This is a genomic window from Pseudoclavibacter sp. RFBA6 (genome assembly GCF_002931575.1).
GTDB classification, from domain to species: Bacteria; Actinomycetota; Actinomycetes; order Actinomycetales; family Microbacteriaceae; genus Pseudoclavibacter; species Pseudoclavibacter terrae.
The window spans coordinates 21,571-36,927 of record NZ_PSUA01000011.1; the positions used below are offsets into that span (position 1 = coordinate 21,571).

The 15,357-nt window shown below is 68.7% G+C and carries 16 protein-coding genes; 2 read left to right on the forward strand and 14 right to left on the reverse strand.

Features of this window, described 5'->3' with window-relative positions; all coding sequences use genetic code 11:
* Window positions 1–33: 33 nt before the first annotated feature.
* The 12 genes from C5C17_RS08675 to C5C17_RS08730 form a co-directional block, all read right to left on the reverse strand.
* Complete coding sequence (locus tag C5C17_RS08675) at window positions 34–1,575, reverse strand: NAD(P)/FAD-dependent oxidoreductase (protein WP_104253002.1); 1,542 nt, start codon at window positions 1,573–1,575, stop codon at window positions 34–36.
* Window positions 1,572–2,411 (reverse strand): carotenoid biosynthesis protein, encoded by an 840-nt coding sequence (locus tag C5C17_RS08680; protein ID WP_104253003.1) that lies wholly within the window; start codon window positions 2,409–2,411, stop codon window positions 1,572–1,574. The genes C5C17_RS08675 and C5C17_RS08680 overlap by 4 nt, the downstream gene beginning before the upstream one ends.
* An 82-nt stretch (window positions 2,412–2,493) precedes the next feature.
* A complete protein-coding gene (locus tag C5C17_RS08685) occupies window positions 2,494–3,186 on the reverse strand; it encodes a monooxygenase (RefSeq protein ID WP_104253004.1) in 693 nt (230 codons plus the stop codon).
* Window positions 3,183–4,751: a phytoene desaturase family protein gene (crtI, locus tag C5C17_RS08690; RefSeq protein WP_104253005.1), complete on the reverse strand. Its 1,569-nt coding sequence runs from the start codon at window positions 4,749–4,751 to the stop codon at window positions 3,183–3,185. The genes C5C17_RS08685 and crtI overlap by 4 nt, the downstream gene beginning before the upstream one ends.
* On the reverse strand, window positions 4,748–5,617 hold the full coding sequence (locus C5C17_RS08695; protein WP_104253006.1) for a phytoene/squalene synthase family protein: 870 nt from the start codon (window positions 5,615–5,617) through the stop codon (window positions 4,748–4,750). Before C5C17_RS08695 ends, crtI begins: the two co-directional genes overlap by 4 nt.
* On the reverse strand, window positions 5,614–6,735 hold the full coding sequence (locus tag C5C17_RS08700) for a polyprenyl synthetase family protein (protein WP_181028531.1): 1,122 nt from the start codon (window positions 6,733–6,735) through the stop codon (window positions 5,614–5,616). Before C5C17_RS08700 ends, C5C17_RS08695 begins: the two co-directional genes overlap by 4 nt.
* A gap of 99 nt (window positions 6,736–6,834) precedes the next feature.
* A complete protein-coding gene (locus C5C17_RS08705; RefSeq protein ID WP_104253008.1) occupies window positions 6,835–7,692 on the reverse strand; it encodes an SseB family protein in 858 nt (285 codons plus the stop codon).
* Between the two features lie 18 nt (window positions 7,693–7,710).
* Window positions 7,711–8,454: a bifunctional 1-(5-phosphoribosyl)-5-((5-phosphoribosylamino)methylideneamino)imidazole-4-carboxamide isomerase/phosphoribosylanthranilate isomerase PriA gene (priA, locus tag C5C17_RS08710; RefSeq protein WP_104253009.1), complete on the reverse strand. Its 744-nt coding sequence runs from the start codon at window positions 8,452–8,454 to the stop codon at window positions 7,711–7,713.
* 121 nt (window positions 8,455–8,575) lie between these two features.
* Window positions 8,576–9,229, reverse strand: a complete 654-nt coding sequence (hisH, locus tag C5C17_RS08715; RefSeq protein ID WP_104253010.1) for an imidazole glycerol phosphate synthase subunit HisH — start codon at window positions 9,227–9,229, stop codon at window positions 8,576–8,578.
* Window positions 9,226–9,834 (reverse strand): imidazoleglycerol-phosphate dehydratase HisB, encoded by a 609-nt coding sequence (gene hisB, locus C5C17_RS08720; RefSeq protein ID WP_104253011.1) that lies wholly within the window; start codon window positions 9,832–9,834, stop codon window positions 9,226–9,228. Before hisB ends, hisH begins: the two co-directional genes overlap by 4 nt.
* A 9-nt stretch (window positions 9,835–9,843) precedes the next feature.
* Window positions 9,844–10,932: a histidinol-phosphate transaminase gene (locus C5C17_RS08725; RefSeq protein WP_104253012.1), complete on the reverse strand. Its 1,089-nt coding sequence runs from the start codon at window positions 10,930–10,932 to the stop codon at window positions 9,844–9,846.
* 67 nt (window positions 10,933–10,999) lie between these two features.
* Window positions 11,000–11,314, reverse strand: a complete 315-nt coding sequence (locus tag C5C17_RS08730) for a LysM peptidoglycan-binding domain-containing protein (protein ID WP_104253013.1) — start codon at window positions 11,312–11,314, stop codon at window positions 11,000–11,002.
* 225 nt (window positions 11,315–11,539) lie between these two features.
* Between C5C17_RS08730 and lexA the strand changes: the two genes are divergently transcribed.
* On the forward strand, window positions 11,540–12,193 hold the full coding sequence (gene lexA / locus C5C17_RS08735) for a transcriptional repressor LexA (protein ID WP_104253014.1): 654 nt from the start codon (window positions 11,540–11,542) through the stop codon (window positions 12,191–12,193).
* Between the two features lie 96 nt (window positions 12,194–12,289).
* On the opposite strand, the gene hflX is transcribed toward lexA, so the two are convergent.
* Complete coding sequence (hflX, locus tag C5C17_RS08740; RefSeq protein WP_104253015.1) at window positions 12,290–13,813, reverse strand: GTPase HflX; 1,524 nt, start codon at window positions 13,811–13,813, stop codon at window positions 12,290–12,292.
* Window positions 13,814–13,849: 36 nt separating this feature from the next.
* Here hflX and C5C17_RS08745 point away from each other — a divergent pair, with 36 nt between their 5' ends.
* Entirely contained in the window at window positions 13,850–14,461 is a 612-nt protein-coding gene (locus C5C17_RS08745) for a class I SAM-dependent methyltransferase (protein ID WP_104253016.1), read from the forward strand.
* On the opposite strand, the gene dapF is transcribed toward C5C17_RS08745, so the two are convergent.
* A complete protein-coding gene (gene dapF / locus C5C17_RS08750; protein ID WP_104253017.1) occupies window positions 14,430–15,341 on the reverse strand; it encodes a diaminopimelate epimerase in 912 nt (303 codons plus the stop codon). The two genes, C5C17_RS08745 and dapF, sit on opposite strands and share 32 nt — an antisense overlap.
* Window positions 15,342–15,357: the final 16 nt, after the last annotated feature.

The following is a 15,357-nucleotide window of genomic DNA, read 5'->3' on the forward strand; positions in this document are numbered from 1 at the left end:
CCGACTCGCCGCATATCGCGGCGGGCAGGCGGCTCAGGTCGAGGCCGGACCTCGCCGCTCGGCTGGGCCGATCATCTCGGCCACGATGGCCGCGGAGAGGGTCACGAGCGGCAGACCGCCGCCGGGGTGCGATGATCCCCCGACCAGGTAGAGCCCCTCGACCGGCTGGCGGTTCGCGGGCCGCAGGAACGACGCCTTCGCCCCGTTCGACGCGGTGCCGTAGATCGACCCCCCTGGTGAGCGCGTCTCCCGCTCGATGTCGGCGGGCGTGCGGATGCGCATCCACCGCACGTGGTCGCGCACGTCCACACCGCGTTCGGCCATGAGGTCGAGGAGCGACGCTGCATAGCGCTCGGCGAGACCGGGCTCGTTCCAGTCGACGCCGTGCTCGGGGTCGTGACGAGGCGCGTTGACGAGCACGAACCAGGCACCGCTGCCCGGACCGGGAACGATCGCCGGATCATCGGGTGCGGCGATGTAGATCGTCGGCCGCTCGACGGGCTTCGGCCCCGACTGCGCCTGCCCCCCGACCCCGAAGATCGAGTCGAACTCTGCGTCGTAGTCCTCGGCGAAGAGCACACGGTGGTGCGTGGCCCCGCCGTGCTCGAAGGCGGCATCGTCCAGCCCGTCGAGCGCGAGCAGCAGGACGAACCCGGACAGCGACGGGTCGAGCTTCGCGTGGCTTCTCGCCGCCCGCCGGGCACCCTCGCTCCGCAGCAGCTTCCCATAGACCGTCTCTGCGTCCGCGTTCGAGACGACGACGTCGGCGGTGATGCGCTGGCCGTCCGCCGTCTCGACGCCCGACACCCGCGCGCCGTCCTGCAGGATTCGGGTCACATCCACGCCGGTGCGGATACGCGCGCCGCACTCGCGGGCCCGATCGGCGATGGCCGCGCCCAGGCGCCAGAGACCGCCGGGCACGTACCAGGACCCGTACGCCTGCTCTGCGTATGGAACGGTCGCGAGCGCCGATGGCGCGCGCCGCGGGTCCGAGCCGGTGTAGGTCGCGTAGCGGTCGAGCAGGGCACGCAGGCGCGGGTCGGCGAGGTCCTGCTCGCCGAAGCCGCGGAGGCTCCGCCACGGGGCGACCTTCGCGAGCGACCGCGGGTTCGCGGCGAGCATCGCTATGCCGGCCGCGGTGATGGGCGACTCGAGGAACGGCCCACGGGCGATGTCCCAAACGCTCCTGGAGCGTTCGAGGAAGCTCGACCACTGCCGCCCGGTTCCTGACCCGAGTGCCGCATCCAGCGCGCCGGGGATCTCCTCGACCCGACCGGGCATGTCGAGCTCGGTGCCGTCCGCGAAACGGTACCTGCACGCGACCTCGAGGCGCCGGAGCTCGAGCACGGACTCGAGCGGCGCACCAGTCTGACCGAACAGCTCGGCGAAGACATACGGCATGGTCACGAGCGATGGCCCGGTGTCGAAGAGGAAGCCGTCGTGCTCGACGGTGCCGAGCTTGCCGCCGATGACGTCGGACTGCTCGAGCACCGTCACGTCGTGCCCCAGCGACGCGAGGCGCGCCGCCGAGGCGAGCCCACCGACGCCCGCGCCGATGACCACGATCGAGCTCATCGCGACGAGTCCGCACCCCGCGCACCGGCCGTGGCCAGGTCACCGGCAGACCTGCGCGCGCGCCAGTCTCTCAGCAGCACGACGATCAGCGGCACCGCGATGGCACCCATGATGATGCCGCCGACGAGAGCCACACTCGGGCGCTCGAAGAAGGTCAGGTTGCCGAGGACGCAGGTCACGTAGGTCCACAGGTAGACGGTGAACGGAACCGCGTCACTCGGTGCGCCCTCGATCCGCTTCGACCTCACGGCCACGGCATCGATGAGCCCGCAGATGATGAGCGAGACGAGGTACCAGCCGAGGAAGTTCGTGAGCGGGATGCCGTCGACGCCGGGGATGCCGGGATCCGGGTGCTTCCAGCCCCAGTGCCCCGAGTCGACCATCTGCGGGTCGAGGAAGACATCCCAGGCGGTCAGCGCCCACGCGGCGACCGCGACGCGAGCGATGCGGCGGAGGACCCCGGGAGCCGTGCCGACGAGGCGCCGCGCGACAATCACCGCAGGGTAGGCGATCGTCACCCAGGCGAGCGGCACGATGAGGGGAACCTCGAACAGCGAGAAGCCCAACGACGGGGTGTAGATGTACTGCCCGAACGGGAAGCTCGTCGCGACGCCCACGACCTCGGCGAAGAAGCCGATCGCGGCCGCAGCGAGGAGGACGGAGGCGAACGTTGGGCCTCTGGTCGCCCACGCGTGCAGCACCCCGGTCGCGGCGAGGAGTGCGACGCTCGCGATCGTCAGCGGTACAGTGCCCCCGCCGGTGAAGGCGAAGAGGCTCTGCACGAACATGCCGGCGGCAAGGGTCACCCACATGAGTCGTCGTGTGATGGCGGTCATCTTGAGTCCGTTCCTCTCGGTCGTGGCTCTGGATCTTCGTCGTGTGGTCTCGTGGCTCGTGGCCCGTCTCGCCGCGCGGAGCTCATCCCGTCTCGCCCGCCCACCCTTCGACCGCATCCACTGCGAATCTGGCGAAGAGCTCTTCCGCGAACCACTCACCAGCCCTGCTGTCCAGCATCGCCGCGCGATGCGACGGCGCACCGGAAATGAACTCCCGAAGCGCCGGCGCAGACTCCCACAGCGTGAACGTGCCGAGCAGGCCGGCCGGCAGCTCGCCCATCCCGAATCCGAGCCGCAGGCCTCGCGACCTCGCCTCCATGAGCTCGGCGGCGATCGGCGGCACGGTGCCGGAGAAGCGGTGCGCAGCCGAAGGGCGGATGCGGGCCCGAGTGATCACGGCGACCCGCTGCCCCTCTTCCGCCTCAGCCACCGCCGGACCGAATGGCTCGCGGCCTCCCCAGAGGCCCACGGAGCGGATGGCGCGCATCCGCACCCTGACTCGCTCCCGGGCACGCGCGTCCCAGGCGGCGACCAGTGGCCCGCGGTCGAAGGCGTCCGCCGCCTCCCGCGACTCCCAGGACGCGACCAGCGCCCAATGCCCGAGGTCGGCGTCTCGCGACGAGAAGCTCGTCCCCTTCGCCGTGCCGAGGATGCGGGAGAAGCGCAGCCCCTCCGGCCTGCGGCGCCCAAGCAGCTGCAGCGTCGTCTTCGCCGTCAACCCGAGGCCGGTGCTCGCGCTGCCGGTTCCCCAGAGGTGGACGGTGGCGACCGTCACCGGTTCTCGACCTCGAGAGGTCCGGCGCTGCGGTCGCCCCGCACATGCTTGAGGACGAGCTCCGCGCTGATCAGGCACATGGGCACACCGACACCGGGGTTGACCGTCGCGCCCGCGTAGTACAGCCCCTTGACCTTGGGAGAAGCGTTGCCCGCTCGGAGCATGGCCGACTGGGCGAGCTCGTGCGACGGGCCGAGGATTCCCCCGCGCCACGAGTTGTATTCGTTCACGAAGTCCGCGGGCCCGAGCGTGCTCCGAACGACGATGCGGCTGGCCAGATCGGCAGCCCCGGTCCACTCGGCGAGCTGGGCGATCGCGAGGTCGGCGATGCGCTCCACCTCGGCGTCTCCCCTGCCGTCCGCTCCTCCCCCGCCGATAGCGGGATCTCCCTTCACCGGGATGAGCATGAAGAGGTTCTCGTGCCCCTCCGGCGCGACGTCGGGGTCGGTCGCGCTCGGCTTGCACACGTACACGGAGACGGGGTCCGGGAGTGCGACGTCCTGCCCGAAGATGGCGTCGAAGTTCTCGCCCCAGTCCTTCGTGAGGAGCAGCGAATGGTGCGGGAGCGTCGGCAGCTCTCCCTCGACACCGAGCATGACAAGCACGGCGCCCGGCCCGGAGTCTGTCTTCTGCCACACTCGCTCCGGGTAGCTGCGGTAGCGCTCCGGCAGGAGCTGCGTCTCCGTGTGGTGCAGGTCGGCCGCTGAGACGACCACCTCGACGTCCTCGAAGTGTCGGTCACCCGCGGAGTCCAGCCAGTGCACACCACGGCTCCACCCGTGTGAGACGGCGATGCCCGTCACCTCGGCCTCCAGCCTGAACTCGACCCCAGCCTCGACCGCGAGGCCGTGCAGCGCATCCACCACCGCCGTGAAGCCGCCCATCGGGTACTGCACGCCCTCGACGAGGTCCATGCGGCTCATGAGGTGGTAGATCGCCGGCGCGCGGCGCGGATCGGTTCCGAGGAACACGGCCTGATACGCGAGGATCTGCCGGAGCAGCGGATGCGTGAAGGACGCTTCGACGAACTTCTCGAGCGGCGTGGTGAGCCACGTGAGGAGATCCGGCAGCTCGCGGCGGACCCGCTCGCCGACCAGCGACAGCGGGTTCGCGAACGTGTTGTAGAGGAAGACGTCCTCGGCCATGTCCATGGCGCGTCTGGCGGTCTCGAGGTAGTCATCGAACGCGGAGAGCGCGTCAGGCTCGAGCTCGGCGACCAGCTCACGCACGGCGTCCTGGCCGTACGGGATGGAAATGGGCTCACTGGGTGCGCCGTCGGCGGTCGGCTCGGGGAAGACCCGGTAGCCGGGGTCGAGCATCCGGAGGTCGAGCTGCTCCTCGGTGCTCGTGCCCGCCAGCGCGAAGAAGTGGTCGAAGACGCTCGGCATCAAGTACCAGCTCGGGCCGGTGTCGAAGCGGAACCCATCGACCTCGAGAAGACCGGCTCGGCCTCCCACCCTGTCGTTCTTCTCGAGCACGGTGACGGCGAAACCGTCCCGCGCGAGGAGGATCGCCGTGGCGAGCCCAGCCATTCCAGCGCCGACGACAACTGCTCGAGTGCTCATGATCGTGTCTCCAGAAGGACTCGTGCTGCGATACGCGCCTTCTCGGCGCCGGGAACCCTGACTCGCGTCGTACGCAGCTGCTCCGCTGGCGTCGCCGCGATGCGGTCGGCCAGGGCGGAGAAGAGCGCGCTCGCGAGCGCGACACCCCTCCTGCAGTCTCGCGGAAGCAGCGGGATGCCCGCATCCGCCGTCTCGATGTCTGCGCGGATGCGGTCGAGCCAGATGAGCTTGCGACGCTCGTCGAGCGGCGCCGACTCGAGGCCCTCCACCGGGAGGTAGTCCCGGCCGAGCCGATCGGCGTCATCGCCGACGTCGCGCAGGAAGTTGACGTTCTGAAAGGCGGCGCCGAGCGCGCACGCAGCCGCATCGATTCGTTCGCGTTCCTCGTCCGTGCGGGAGACGCCCGTGAGGAAGACTCGGACGCACATCAGGCCGACGACTTCGGCAGAACCGTAGACGTACCGACGCTGCTCCTCCACGTCGAGGGACTTCGGCTCCAGATCCATGCGCATCGACGCGAAGAAGGGGACGACCAGTTCGGCACCGAACCCGCAACGTCGCGCCGTGACCGCGAACGCATGGACGACCAGGTTGGTGCTGAAACCGGATTCGATCGCGTCCAGCGTCTGCGCCTCGAGTCCGTCGAGCGCGGCGTGCTGCTGCTCGAGCGAGAGTCCGGCAATCGCTCCGACACCGTCGACGATCTCATCGGCCACCCGGACGAGCGCATAGATGCTGCGCACGGGTTTGACCGTGCGGCGGCCGAGCAGGCGCGTGGCCGCGCCGAAGGAACTCGAGTAGGCGAAGATGACCTCCGCGGCGGATTTCTCAGCCGTGCGCGTGTACTGCTCGAGCGGAGAGATCATGAGGTGCGCCGCTCCAGCAGCATGAGCAGCCGCTCCATCATCTCCGCGAGCTTCCTGTCGCCCTCGCGGCCCGAGGCGCCCACGGCACGGGCCGCGGCGCTCGCCCTCGCGAACTGCGCCGCCAGCTCCTGCTCGACGGCCGCACGCGAACCGGACGCGTCGATGAGGTCGCGCGCTTTCGCCCCATCGACCTCGCTGAGGTGCGGGTCGCCGAGCAGCGACTCGAGCTCATTCCACACAGGGGTCCCGCAGGCCAGCGCGATCAGGGCCGTGAACTTGCCCTCGCGAATATCCGAGTACGGCGCCTTCCCGAGTTTGTGCTGATCCCCGAAGACACCGAAGAGGTCATCCTGCAGCTGGAACGCCAGACCAGCAGCGTCGGAGAACTGCGCGATGAGCCGTGCATCCACGAGCTCCTCGCCACCCGCCGCGATCAGGCCGAGCTCCAGCGGAAGCAGCACCGTGTAGGCCGACGTCTTGTTCGAGCTCATCGACAGCACCTCGGCGAGCGCGGGATGCTCGGCCCGGACCGACAGGCTGACATCGCTGAACTCGCCGGCCACCGACACCGAGAGCGCACGCTCGATGGCGTCGAGCACGCGGAGGCGGACAGCATGCGGCAGGTCGATGCGCGCGACGCGCAGGTGGGCTTCCGAGAGCAGGAGGTCACCGACCAGGATCGCGGCGGCCTGGCCGAGTCGGTTTCCGCGTTCGTCATCGAACGTCGAACCGCCGACGATCTCCTCGACGCTGCCGAGCAGGTTCCGGACACCACGTCGCATGGTGTCGTTGTCGATGACGTCGTCGTGCGTCAGGAACGCGAGATGGAGGAGCTCCGTGGCCGTCGCCAGCTCGATCACCGCATCCGGTACCTCTTCCGCGCCCGTGTAGGCGAGGTAGCTCTGCACGACCAGGGCCGGCCGGAAGAGCTTGCCGCCCTCCGCGCTTCTGGCCGTGATGCGCCAGAGGGTCGCGAGCCCTTCGTCGATGACGCTGGCCGCTTGGACGCGCTCATCGAGGAACTTCTCGATGCGCCGTCGCACCTCAAGCAGCTGCTGCGCTGCGAGCTCGAAGCCCGAACCCTGGCCACGGGGGCTCGCCAGAGGCTCACGAATCACTCGGCACCACTCCCTGTAGTTCGGTTGGCTAGCTATAAGAGTATCTAAGTACTTCTCGGTGAGCCTACAGGCAAGCCTTGCCCGACATGCTGAGCCCGGTCAATCCCCTCTGCGACGCCACCAGGAGCGTCTAGAATCCGGGCCCGCAGAGCCCTGCGCCTTCCGTCGATGAGGACTGGCGGCACGGGAGAAGGAGATGCCGAGGGAATCGACCTCTGTGCGGAACGCTTCGCTCTCCTGCAGCAGCTCGCTGGCCCGCCGCGACAGGTCTGCGAGCTCATCGCGGCCGAGCGCTGAGCCCACATGGAGCACCACGCGCAGCTCCGGCCCCGTCAGCCTGGCCTCGGGATCGCCCGGCACCAGGTCGACGCCGGCCACGTCGGCCAGCTCGTCCATGACCCGAGAGAGCTCATCGGCGACCACGGGGTTGACCCACGGGGCGAGCCACACCCGCTCCTGCGCGATCGCCCACACCGCGGGTCGACGGACGACGAATTCTGTGTCGCTCGTCGCATCGACGACGATCAGGTCACTGCCCTCGGCTGCAGCGGAGATCGCTGCACGCTGCATGAGCGCGGGGACCGGGCGGGCGGCCGGGTTCCACCGTTTCATCGCCTCGGCCGAGGTGAACACGGGAAGCACGGTGCGGCCGTCCGGGCCGGCGACGGTCACGATCGACAGATCGGCGCTCTTGTCGACGGTGGAGCCTCGCTCGTTGACGCCAGCCTCACCGAGCTCCGCGACGAGAGGGATGAGCACCCTCGCTTCGCGGAGAGCGTCGACCACCGCGTCGGGTCCCGCCTCGCGGGCACGAAAGCGCTGCATCGCAGCGACGAACTCCGCGGGAGCAGTGCCGTCGTCGTCACCGAAGGGGTTATCGCTGAAGCTCCGTCCCGACCAGCTCTGGCCGGCCGAGTCAGCTTCGCTCGGATGGAAGTGCTCAGGCAGGGACGGCATGGGTCAGCGCCTCTCGACTCAGGACGAGACGTCGAGCGCTTCGACCAGCGTGAAGGCCCCGGAGTAGAGGGCCTTGCCGATGATCGCACCCTCGAGCCCCTGCGGGACCAGCCCACGAAGAGCGACGAGGTCATCGAGACTCGAGACGCCACCGGAGGCGACGACAGGTCGATCGGTGCGGTCGAGAATGTCGCTCAGGAGCTGCAGGTTCGGGCCCTGAAGCGTGCCGTCCTTGGTCACGTCGGTCAAGACGTAGCGAGCGCAACCGGCTTCTTCGAGGCGCTCGAGCACCGTCCAGAGGTCGCCGGCATCACGCGTCCAGCCACGCGCCGCGAGCGTCGTGCCCCGCACGTCGAGGCCCACGGCTATCAGCTCGCCATAGCGGGCGATGACGCTGGCGGCCCACTCCGGGTTCTCCAGCGCCGCCGTGCCGAGGTTGATGCGGCTCGCACCGGCTTCCACCGCGCGCTCGAGCGACTCGTCGTCGCGGATCCCGCCAGAGAGCTCGACGTTGACGTGCTTGGCGGCCCGAATGACGCGCTTGATGACGCCGCGGTTCTCACCGCGCCCGAAAGCGGCGTCGAGGTCGACGAGGTGGATCCACTCGGCGCCCTGCTCGATCCAGTCCTCAGCCGCATCGACGGGGTCGCCGTAGTTCGTGGCCGAGTCGGCTTCCCCCTGAACCAGGCGGACGGCCTTGCCACCCGCGAGGTCGATTGCGGGGAAGAGCACGAGCTCCGGTGACGTGTTGAATTCGCTCACGAGCGTTGGTTCCTTGTTCTCGTTCAGAGGCGCCTGGATGTCGACGCCGGAAGGGCAGGCCCTGGCCGTCCGGGCAATAGCGTATCGGCAGGCGGTCGCACCGTGCGCCGAGGCGAGCGGCCTAGGCGCTCGTCGGGAGCGTCTCGATCCAGTTGCGGAGCAGGCGGACGCCAGCCTCGCCGGACTTCTCGGGGTGAAACTGCGTGGCCGAGAGCGGGCCGTTCTCGACGGCCGCGATGAAGCGCTCGCCGTGCTCCGCGTACGTGACGAGCACCGGGCGGGCCTTGGGATGAGGCTCGAGCGGCAGCTCGTGCGCCGCGTATGAGTGCACGAAGTAGAAGCGCTCGTCGGCGATGCCTGCGAAGAGCTTGGAGTCGGTCGGCGGCTCGACGAGGTTCCAGCCCATGTGCGGAAGCACGTCCGCGTGGAGCTCGGTCACTTCCCCCGGCCACTCGCCAAGGCCCTCGGCACGCTCCCCGCCCTCGATGCCGCCATCGAAGAAAATCTGCATGCCGACGCAGATACCGAGGACCGGGCGACCGCCGGCGAGCCGCCTGCCGACGATCTCGCCGATACGCTGCCGGTTGATGGCCTCCATGACGTGCGCGAAGCTGCCCACGCCCGGAACGACGTAGCCGTCGGCGTCGTAGGCCGCAGCACGGTCGGCGGTGAGCGCGACGTCGGCTCCCGCGGCTTCGAGCGCCTTGACCGCCGAGTGCACGTTGCCGGACCCGTAGTCGGCGACGACGACGCGCGGGCGAGCGGCCCCGGTCACAGGGCGCCCTTCGTCGAGGGGATGCCGACGACCTCGGGGTCGAGGCGCTTCGCAGCACGGAAGGCTCTTGCGAAGGCCTTGAACTCCGCCTCGGCGATGTGGTGGGGGTCGCGCCCGCGGATGAGTTCGATGTGCACGGTCAGACCCGCGTGGAAGGTGATCGCCTCGAAGACGTGGCGCACCATCGCGCCAGTGAAGTGACCGCCGATGAGGTGGTAGACGAACGCCTCAGGCTCCCCCGTGTGCACGAGGAACGGCCGCCCTGAGATGTCGACGACTGCCTCAGCCAGCGACTCGTCGAGAGGAACCCGGGCGTCGCCGTACCTGGCGATGCCGGACTTGTCGCCGAGGGCCTGCCGGATCGCCTGGCCGAGGACGATCGCGGTGTCCTCCACCGTGTGGTGGACATCGATCTCCGTGTCACCGGTGGCGCGGACCGTGAGGTCGGTGAGCGAGTGCTTCGCGAAGGCCGTGAGCATGTGGTCATAGAACGGCACGGACGTCTGGATGTCGGCGGTGCCGGTGCCGTCCAGGTTCAGGCTCAGCTCGATGGAGGACTCGCTCGTCGCTCGCGAGAGCGTCGCAGTGCGTGGCGTCGTGGTCATCCCTCCAGCCTAGGCCTTCCCGGCGTTCGTGATCTCGGCGAGAGCGTCCAGGAAGGCGGACGTCTCCGCGCGTGTTCCCGCCGTCACCCTGAGCGTGTTCGGGATCCCGACGTCGCGGACCAGGATGTCGCGTTCCAGCAGCCGGGAGAAGGTGCCTGCCGGGTCGTCGACGCCCCCGAAGAGCACGAAGTTCGCCCCGGACTCCCACGGCGTGAAGCCGAGCGCCGGGAGCTCTCGAACAAGGCGGTCGCGCTGCTCGCGGATGGCGTCGACCTGCTGCAGCATGATCTGGGAGCACTCGAGTGCGGCGGTTGCCGCGGCCTGCGTGATCGCGGACAGGTGATAGGGAAGGCGGACGAGCCGCACGGCATCCACGACGGCGGGGTCAGCCGCGAAGTACCCGACGCGAGCGCCCGCGAACGCGAATGCCTTGCTCATGGTCCTGGAGACGACGAGCCGCTCGCGTCCGGGAAGCAGCGAGAGCGCGGTCTCCTCGCCGTCTGGGAGGAACTCCGCGTAGGCCTCGTCGACGATGAGGATGCCGTCGGTCGCCTCGTAGGCCGCGGCGATCACGCTGAGGTCGGTCGCGGTGCCCGTCGGGTTGTTGGGCGAGCAGATGATCGTGATGTCGGGCTGCTCCCGCTCGATGGCCTCGGTGACGAGCTCTGCGGTGAGCGTGAAGTCATCGGCCCGCGGCACGGGCACCCAGGTGGACCCCACCCCTTGCGTGAGCAGCGGGTACATCGAGTAGCTGGGCGTGAAGCTGAGCACACTCCGACCTGGCCCCCCGAAGACCTGCATGAGCTGCTGCATGATCTCGTTGGAGCCGTTTGCCGCCCACACCTGCTCGGGTGAGATGTCGTGGCCGAGGTAGACGCTCAACTGTTCGCGGAGCGCTGTGAACTCGCGGTCCGGATACCGGTTGAGGCCCGGGAGCTCGCGGGCGATCGCCTCGATGATGCGTCGTGCGACGACCTCTGGAACCTGGTGCGGGTTCTCATTGACGTTGATGGCGACGCGCACTGGTCGCTGAGGCGCTCCATATGGGGTGAGTCCGCGAAGATCGTCGCGGATTGGCAGGTCTTCGAACGAGGTCACCGGATAAGCCTACGACGACGCCCCCGCCACGCCGCGGCCGCGGTGTCCGTCGAGGACATGTGTGACGTCAGTCGAGGGGCAGCGCGAGACGCTGGCCGGCCTGAACCGTGCCGTTCTCGAGCGCGTTGAGCTTGGAGATCTCGACGATGACGTCACGGACGTCGGCGTCGCCTGCGATCTCCTCGGCGATACCCCAGAGGGTGTCGCCTGCGCCGACCGTGACGTACTCGAACTCGACATCGGCTGCCTCGCTCGACGCCGCTGCAGACGTCATGTGCGTGGCGCCGAGCGCGATGGCGGCAGCGACGGGCAGCGCGGCAAGCGCCAGGACGACCCGGCGGCCTCGAACGGTGAGGCGGAGCGGTGCGACAGTGTTGTTCATGATTCCTCCTGATTCGTCCACATCTTCGAGTGGTCGAATGTATGTACTGAATATAGCTACGAACAAAGTGTCAAGTCAAGGTCGAACGTTCGAATCTGCCGAACATTCCTCCACAACACTCGAAGAAATGTTTCATAGCTGCGTGCACCCTCGGTAGGGTTGGCGCTATCAGGCAGTGCATCATCTGCCACCGACATTCCGTGTCGGAGAGCGGACGGAGACGACATGGCCAAGAAGCCAGCGAGCGACATCTACAGGAAGCTGACCGAGAAGCAGGAGCGGATCCTGACCTGCATCATCGAGTCGGTGCGCACTCGCGGGTACCCGCCGAGCATGCGGGAGATCGGCGACACGGTCGGGCTGGTCTCGCTCTCGAGCGTGACCCATCAGCTCGGGCAGCTTGAGAAGTTCGGCTACATCAAGCGGAACCCGGGCATGCCACGAGCCCTCGAGGTGCTCGTGCATTTCGACCACGCGGACGACGGAGACTCGAACGACACGGCGGAGGCCGCCTTCGTGCCCGTCGTCGGTCGCATCGCTGCCGGCATCCCGATCACGGCGGAGCAGCAGGTCGAGGACGTCTTCGCGCTCCCCCGCCAGATCGTCGGCAAGGGCGAGCTCTTCCTGCTCCGCGTGGTCGGCGAGTCGATGATCGACGCCGCCATCTGCGACGGCGACTGGGTGGTGGTGCGGTCACAGCGCACTGCCGAGAACGGTGACATCGTCGCCGCCATGCTCGACGGCGAGGCCACCGTCAAGACCTTCCGCAAGCGGGACGGACACATCTGGCTGCTCCCCCGCAACAGCGACTTCGAGCCGATCCTCGGTGACGAGGCGGAGATCCTGGGCAAGGTCGTCGCCGTGCTCCGCTCCATCTGATCCTGCCCGGAGAAGTCCCACCTGAACGCAGAAGAGCGGCAAGCCCATTGGGCTTGCCGCTCTTCTGCGTGTGGCGCTCAGTCGCGCTGAGGCGACTCAGCCCGCGACGGTGAACTGCTCGAACAGGCCGAGCTGGTCGGGGTTCACTCGCGCCTTGAGGCGAGTGCCCCCCTCCTCGTGGCCCAACTCGAGCACGGCGCCGCGCTCGTGGAGGTAGGAGACGAGGTCACCTCGTTCGAACGGCAGCAGCACGTCGATCGTGACCTCCGGTGTCGGGAGCAGCTCCGCGATTCGCGCGAGCAGCAGGTCGATGCCCTCGCCGGTGTGCGCAGATACGAAGATGCCGTCGTTCGCGAGGCCCTGCAGCTCAAGGCGCCGGTCGCTGTCGACGAGGTCGGCCTTGGTGAAGACGATGATCTCCGGAACGTCGTGCGCCTCGACCTCACCGATGACATCGCGGACCGTCGCCAGCTGAGCGGCCGGATCCGGATGCGAGGCGTCGACGGCGTGCACGATGACGTCGGCCGCCTGCAGCTCCTCGAGCGTCGAACGGAAGGCCTCGACCAGCTGGTGAGGCAGGTTCCGCACGAAACCGACGGTGTCGGCGATCGTGTACGGACGGCCGTCCTCCGTAGATGCCTTGCGCACCGTCGCGTCCAGCGTTGCGAAGAGCACGTTCTCGACCAGAACTCCCGCATGAGTGATGCGGTTGAGCAGGCTCGACTTGCCGGCGTTGGTGTAGCCGACGATGGCGACGGCCGGCACCTGGTTGCGCTCACGAGTCGCGCGCTTCACGTCGCGGGCGTCCTTCATGTCCGCGATCTGGTGCCGGAGCTTGGCCATCTTCGTGCGAATGCGCCGACGATCGAGCTCGATCTTCGTCTCACCGGGACCCCTCGACCCCATTCCAGCTCCGCCGCCGACCTGCCCACCAGCCTGGCGGGACATCGACTCACCCCAGCCTCGGAGGCGCGGGAGCATGTACTCCATCTGCGCCAGCTCGACTTGAGCCTTGCCCTCACGGCTCTTCGCGTGCTGGGAGAAGATGTCGAGGATCACGGCCGTGCGGTCGATGACCTTGACCTTGATCTCGTCCTCGAGCGCACGCCGCTGGCTTGGTGCGAGCTCCGTGTCCGCGACCACCGTGTCGGCCTCGAGGGCCGCGACGATCTCCTTCAACTCCGCGACCTTGCCTCGGCCCAGGTACGTGGCCGGGTCTGGGTTCGGGCGCCGCTGGAGCACGCCGTCGAGGACGACGGCGCCCGCTGTCTCCGCGAGGGCCGCCAGCTCCTGCATGGAGTTCTCGGCCTCCTCGAGGGAGTTTCGGCGGTAGACGCCGACGAGGACGACCCGCTCAAGACGCACCTTGCGGTACTCGACCTCGGTGACGTCCTCGAGTTCCGTGCGCAGGCTCTCGACGCGCCTTAGTGACTGGCGCGCCTCACGCTCGAGCTGGTCGCCATCGGATTCGCCGTCGTACCCCGTGCTCGCGCCGTCCTGCAGTGCCTGCGCACGCCCGGACGAGAACAGGGTCATGGTCGCGCCCGGCTCTTTCGCCGCTCGAAGGATTCGGTCGATCGCGTCGTTGCTCTCGCCTGGAGGAGTTTCAGAATCTCGCATATTCGTAGGATTCTACGCCGGTGCTAGCGTCTAGGGGTGACCGCTCAGCATTACTTCTCAGCAACCCCGGACGGCCCGCTCGAGCGGCGAAGCATCCAGGTCAGGCTCCGGGGGCGAGCCGCGACCGTGACCACGGCGGGCGGCACCTTCAGCCCGGAGCATCTCGATCGAGGAACCCAGGCGCTGCTCGCCGCCGCCCCGAAGCCTCCAAGCACTGGCACGGCGGTGGATCTCGGCTGCGGCTGGGGCGCGATCAGCCTGGCCCTGGCGCTCGAGTCGCCCGAGCTCGACGTGTGGGCCGTCGATGTCAACGAGCGAGCACTCCTCCTGACCCGTGAGAATGCGGAGAACCTCGGCCTCGATCGGATCAGGGCATTCCTGCCGACGGATGTCCCCTCGGACGCCCGCTTCGACCTCATCTGGTCCAACCCGCCCATCAGGATCGGGAAGGACGCGCTGCATCAGCTGCTCATCGACTGGCTCCCCCGCCTCAACGCAGACGGCGAGGCATGGCTCGTCGTCGCGAAGAAGCTCGGCGGCGACTCGCTGCAGGCGTGGATCGCGAAGCAGTTCGGTCCGGAGCTGTCCGTCGAGCGCCACTCGACGGACGCCGGATTCAGAGTGCTGCGGGTGCGGCGAGCTCAGTAGCGAGGTCGTCCTCGACAACGCCGGTGAAGGCGATCTCGGCCGGCCCGGACAGGAACACGTGCTCGACGCCGTCGACCGGCGCGACGGTGACCTCGAGTACGCCGCCCTGCACGCGCACCGACCACACGTCCGGTGCTCCTGCACCAGCCCAGGAGCGGACCGCAAGCGCTGACGCGACCGCGCCGGTGCCGCAGGAGAGCGTCTCGCCGACACCTCGCTCGTGGACGCGCATCCGGATGTGCCCGACCCCGTCCTGGACGAGCTGGTCGTGCGGCACCACGAACTCGACGTTGGCGCCGAGCTCGGGCGCAGGCTCGATGAGCGGGGCGTGGAAGAGCTCGAGACGATCCAGCTCCTCCTCGCTCGAGAGGGCCACGACGACGTGAGGGTTGCCGACGTCGATGCCGAGGCCCGGTCGGGACACACCGATGTGCGGCACGGTCACCAGCGGCTCTCCGCCCTCAAGACGCCACGGACCCATGTCGACGCGGAAACCGTCGCCCTCGCGCTCGACGATCCGGAGCCCAGCGCGCGTCCCGATCTCGAGACGCTCCCCCGCCGCCAGCGTCGCCAGACCGGTCTCGGTGAGGAATCGAGCGAAGGCGCGGACCCCGTTGCCACACATCTCGGCGATGGATCCGTCGCCATTGCGGTAGTCCATGAACCACTCTGCACGGGGGTTCGCCGCCTGCAGCTCGCGGCCCTCCGCGAGGTGCGCGGAGCGAACGGCGCGGATGAGCCCATCGCCGCCGACGCCGAAGTTGCGGTCGCACAGCCGCGCCACGCGCTGAGGTCCGAGCTCGAGTTCGCCATCCGGGTCGGAGACGAGGACGAAGTCGTTGCCGGTGGCCTGCGCCTTGGTGAACGCGAGTTGTGTCATGGCGTCAATGCTACGG

What these genes read in the sequence shown, in the direction of transcription:
- C5C17_RS08675 (WP_104253002.1), bottom strand. Translation starts at nt 1,575, where the DNA reads ATGAGCTCGATCGTGGTCATCGGCGCGGGCGTCGGTGGGCTCGCCTCG.
- C5C17_RS08680 (WP_104253003.1), bottom strand. Translation starts at nt 2,411, where the DNA reads ATGACCGCCATCACACGACGACTCATGTGGGTGACCCTTGCCGCCGGC.
- crtI (WP_104253005.1), bottom strand. Translation starts at nt 4,751, where the DNA reads ATGAGCACTCGAGCAGTTGTCGTCGGCGCTGGAATGGCTGGGCTCGCC.
- C5C17_RS08695 (WP_104253006.1), bottom strand. Translation starts at nt 5,617, where the DNA reads ATGATCTCTCCGCTCGAGCAGTACACGCGCACGGCTGAGAAATCCGCC.
- C5C17_RS08705 (WP_104253008.1), bottom strand. Translation starts at nt 7,692, where the DNA reads ATGCCGTCCCTGCCTGAGCACTTCCATCCGAGCGAAGCTGACTCGGCC.
- hisB (WP_104253011.1), bottom strand. Translation starts at nt 9,834, where the DNA reads ATGACCACGACGCCACGCACTGCGACGCTCTCGCGAGCGACGAGCGAG.
- C5C17_RS08730 (WP_104253013.1), bottom strand. Translation starts at nt 11,314, where the DNA reads ATGAACAACACTGTCGCACCGCTCCGCCTCACCGTTCGAGGCCGCCGG.
- lexA (WP_104253014.1), top strand. Translation starts at nt 11,540, where the DNA reads ATGGCCAAGAAGCCAGCGAGCGACATCTACAGGAAGCTGACCGAGAAG.
- hflX (WP_104253015.1), bottom strand. Translation starts at nt 13,813, where the DNA reads ATGCGAGATTCTGAAACTCCTCCAGGCGAGAGCAACGACGCGATCGAC.
- dapF (WP_104253017.1), bottom strand. Translation starts at nt 15,341, where the DNA reads ATGACACAACTCGCGTTCACCAAGGCGCAGGCCACCGGCAACGACTTC.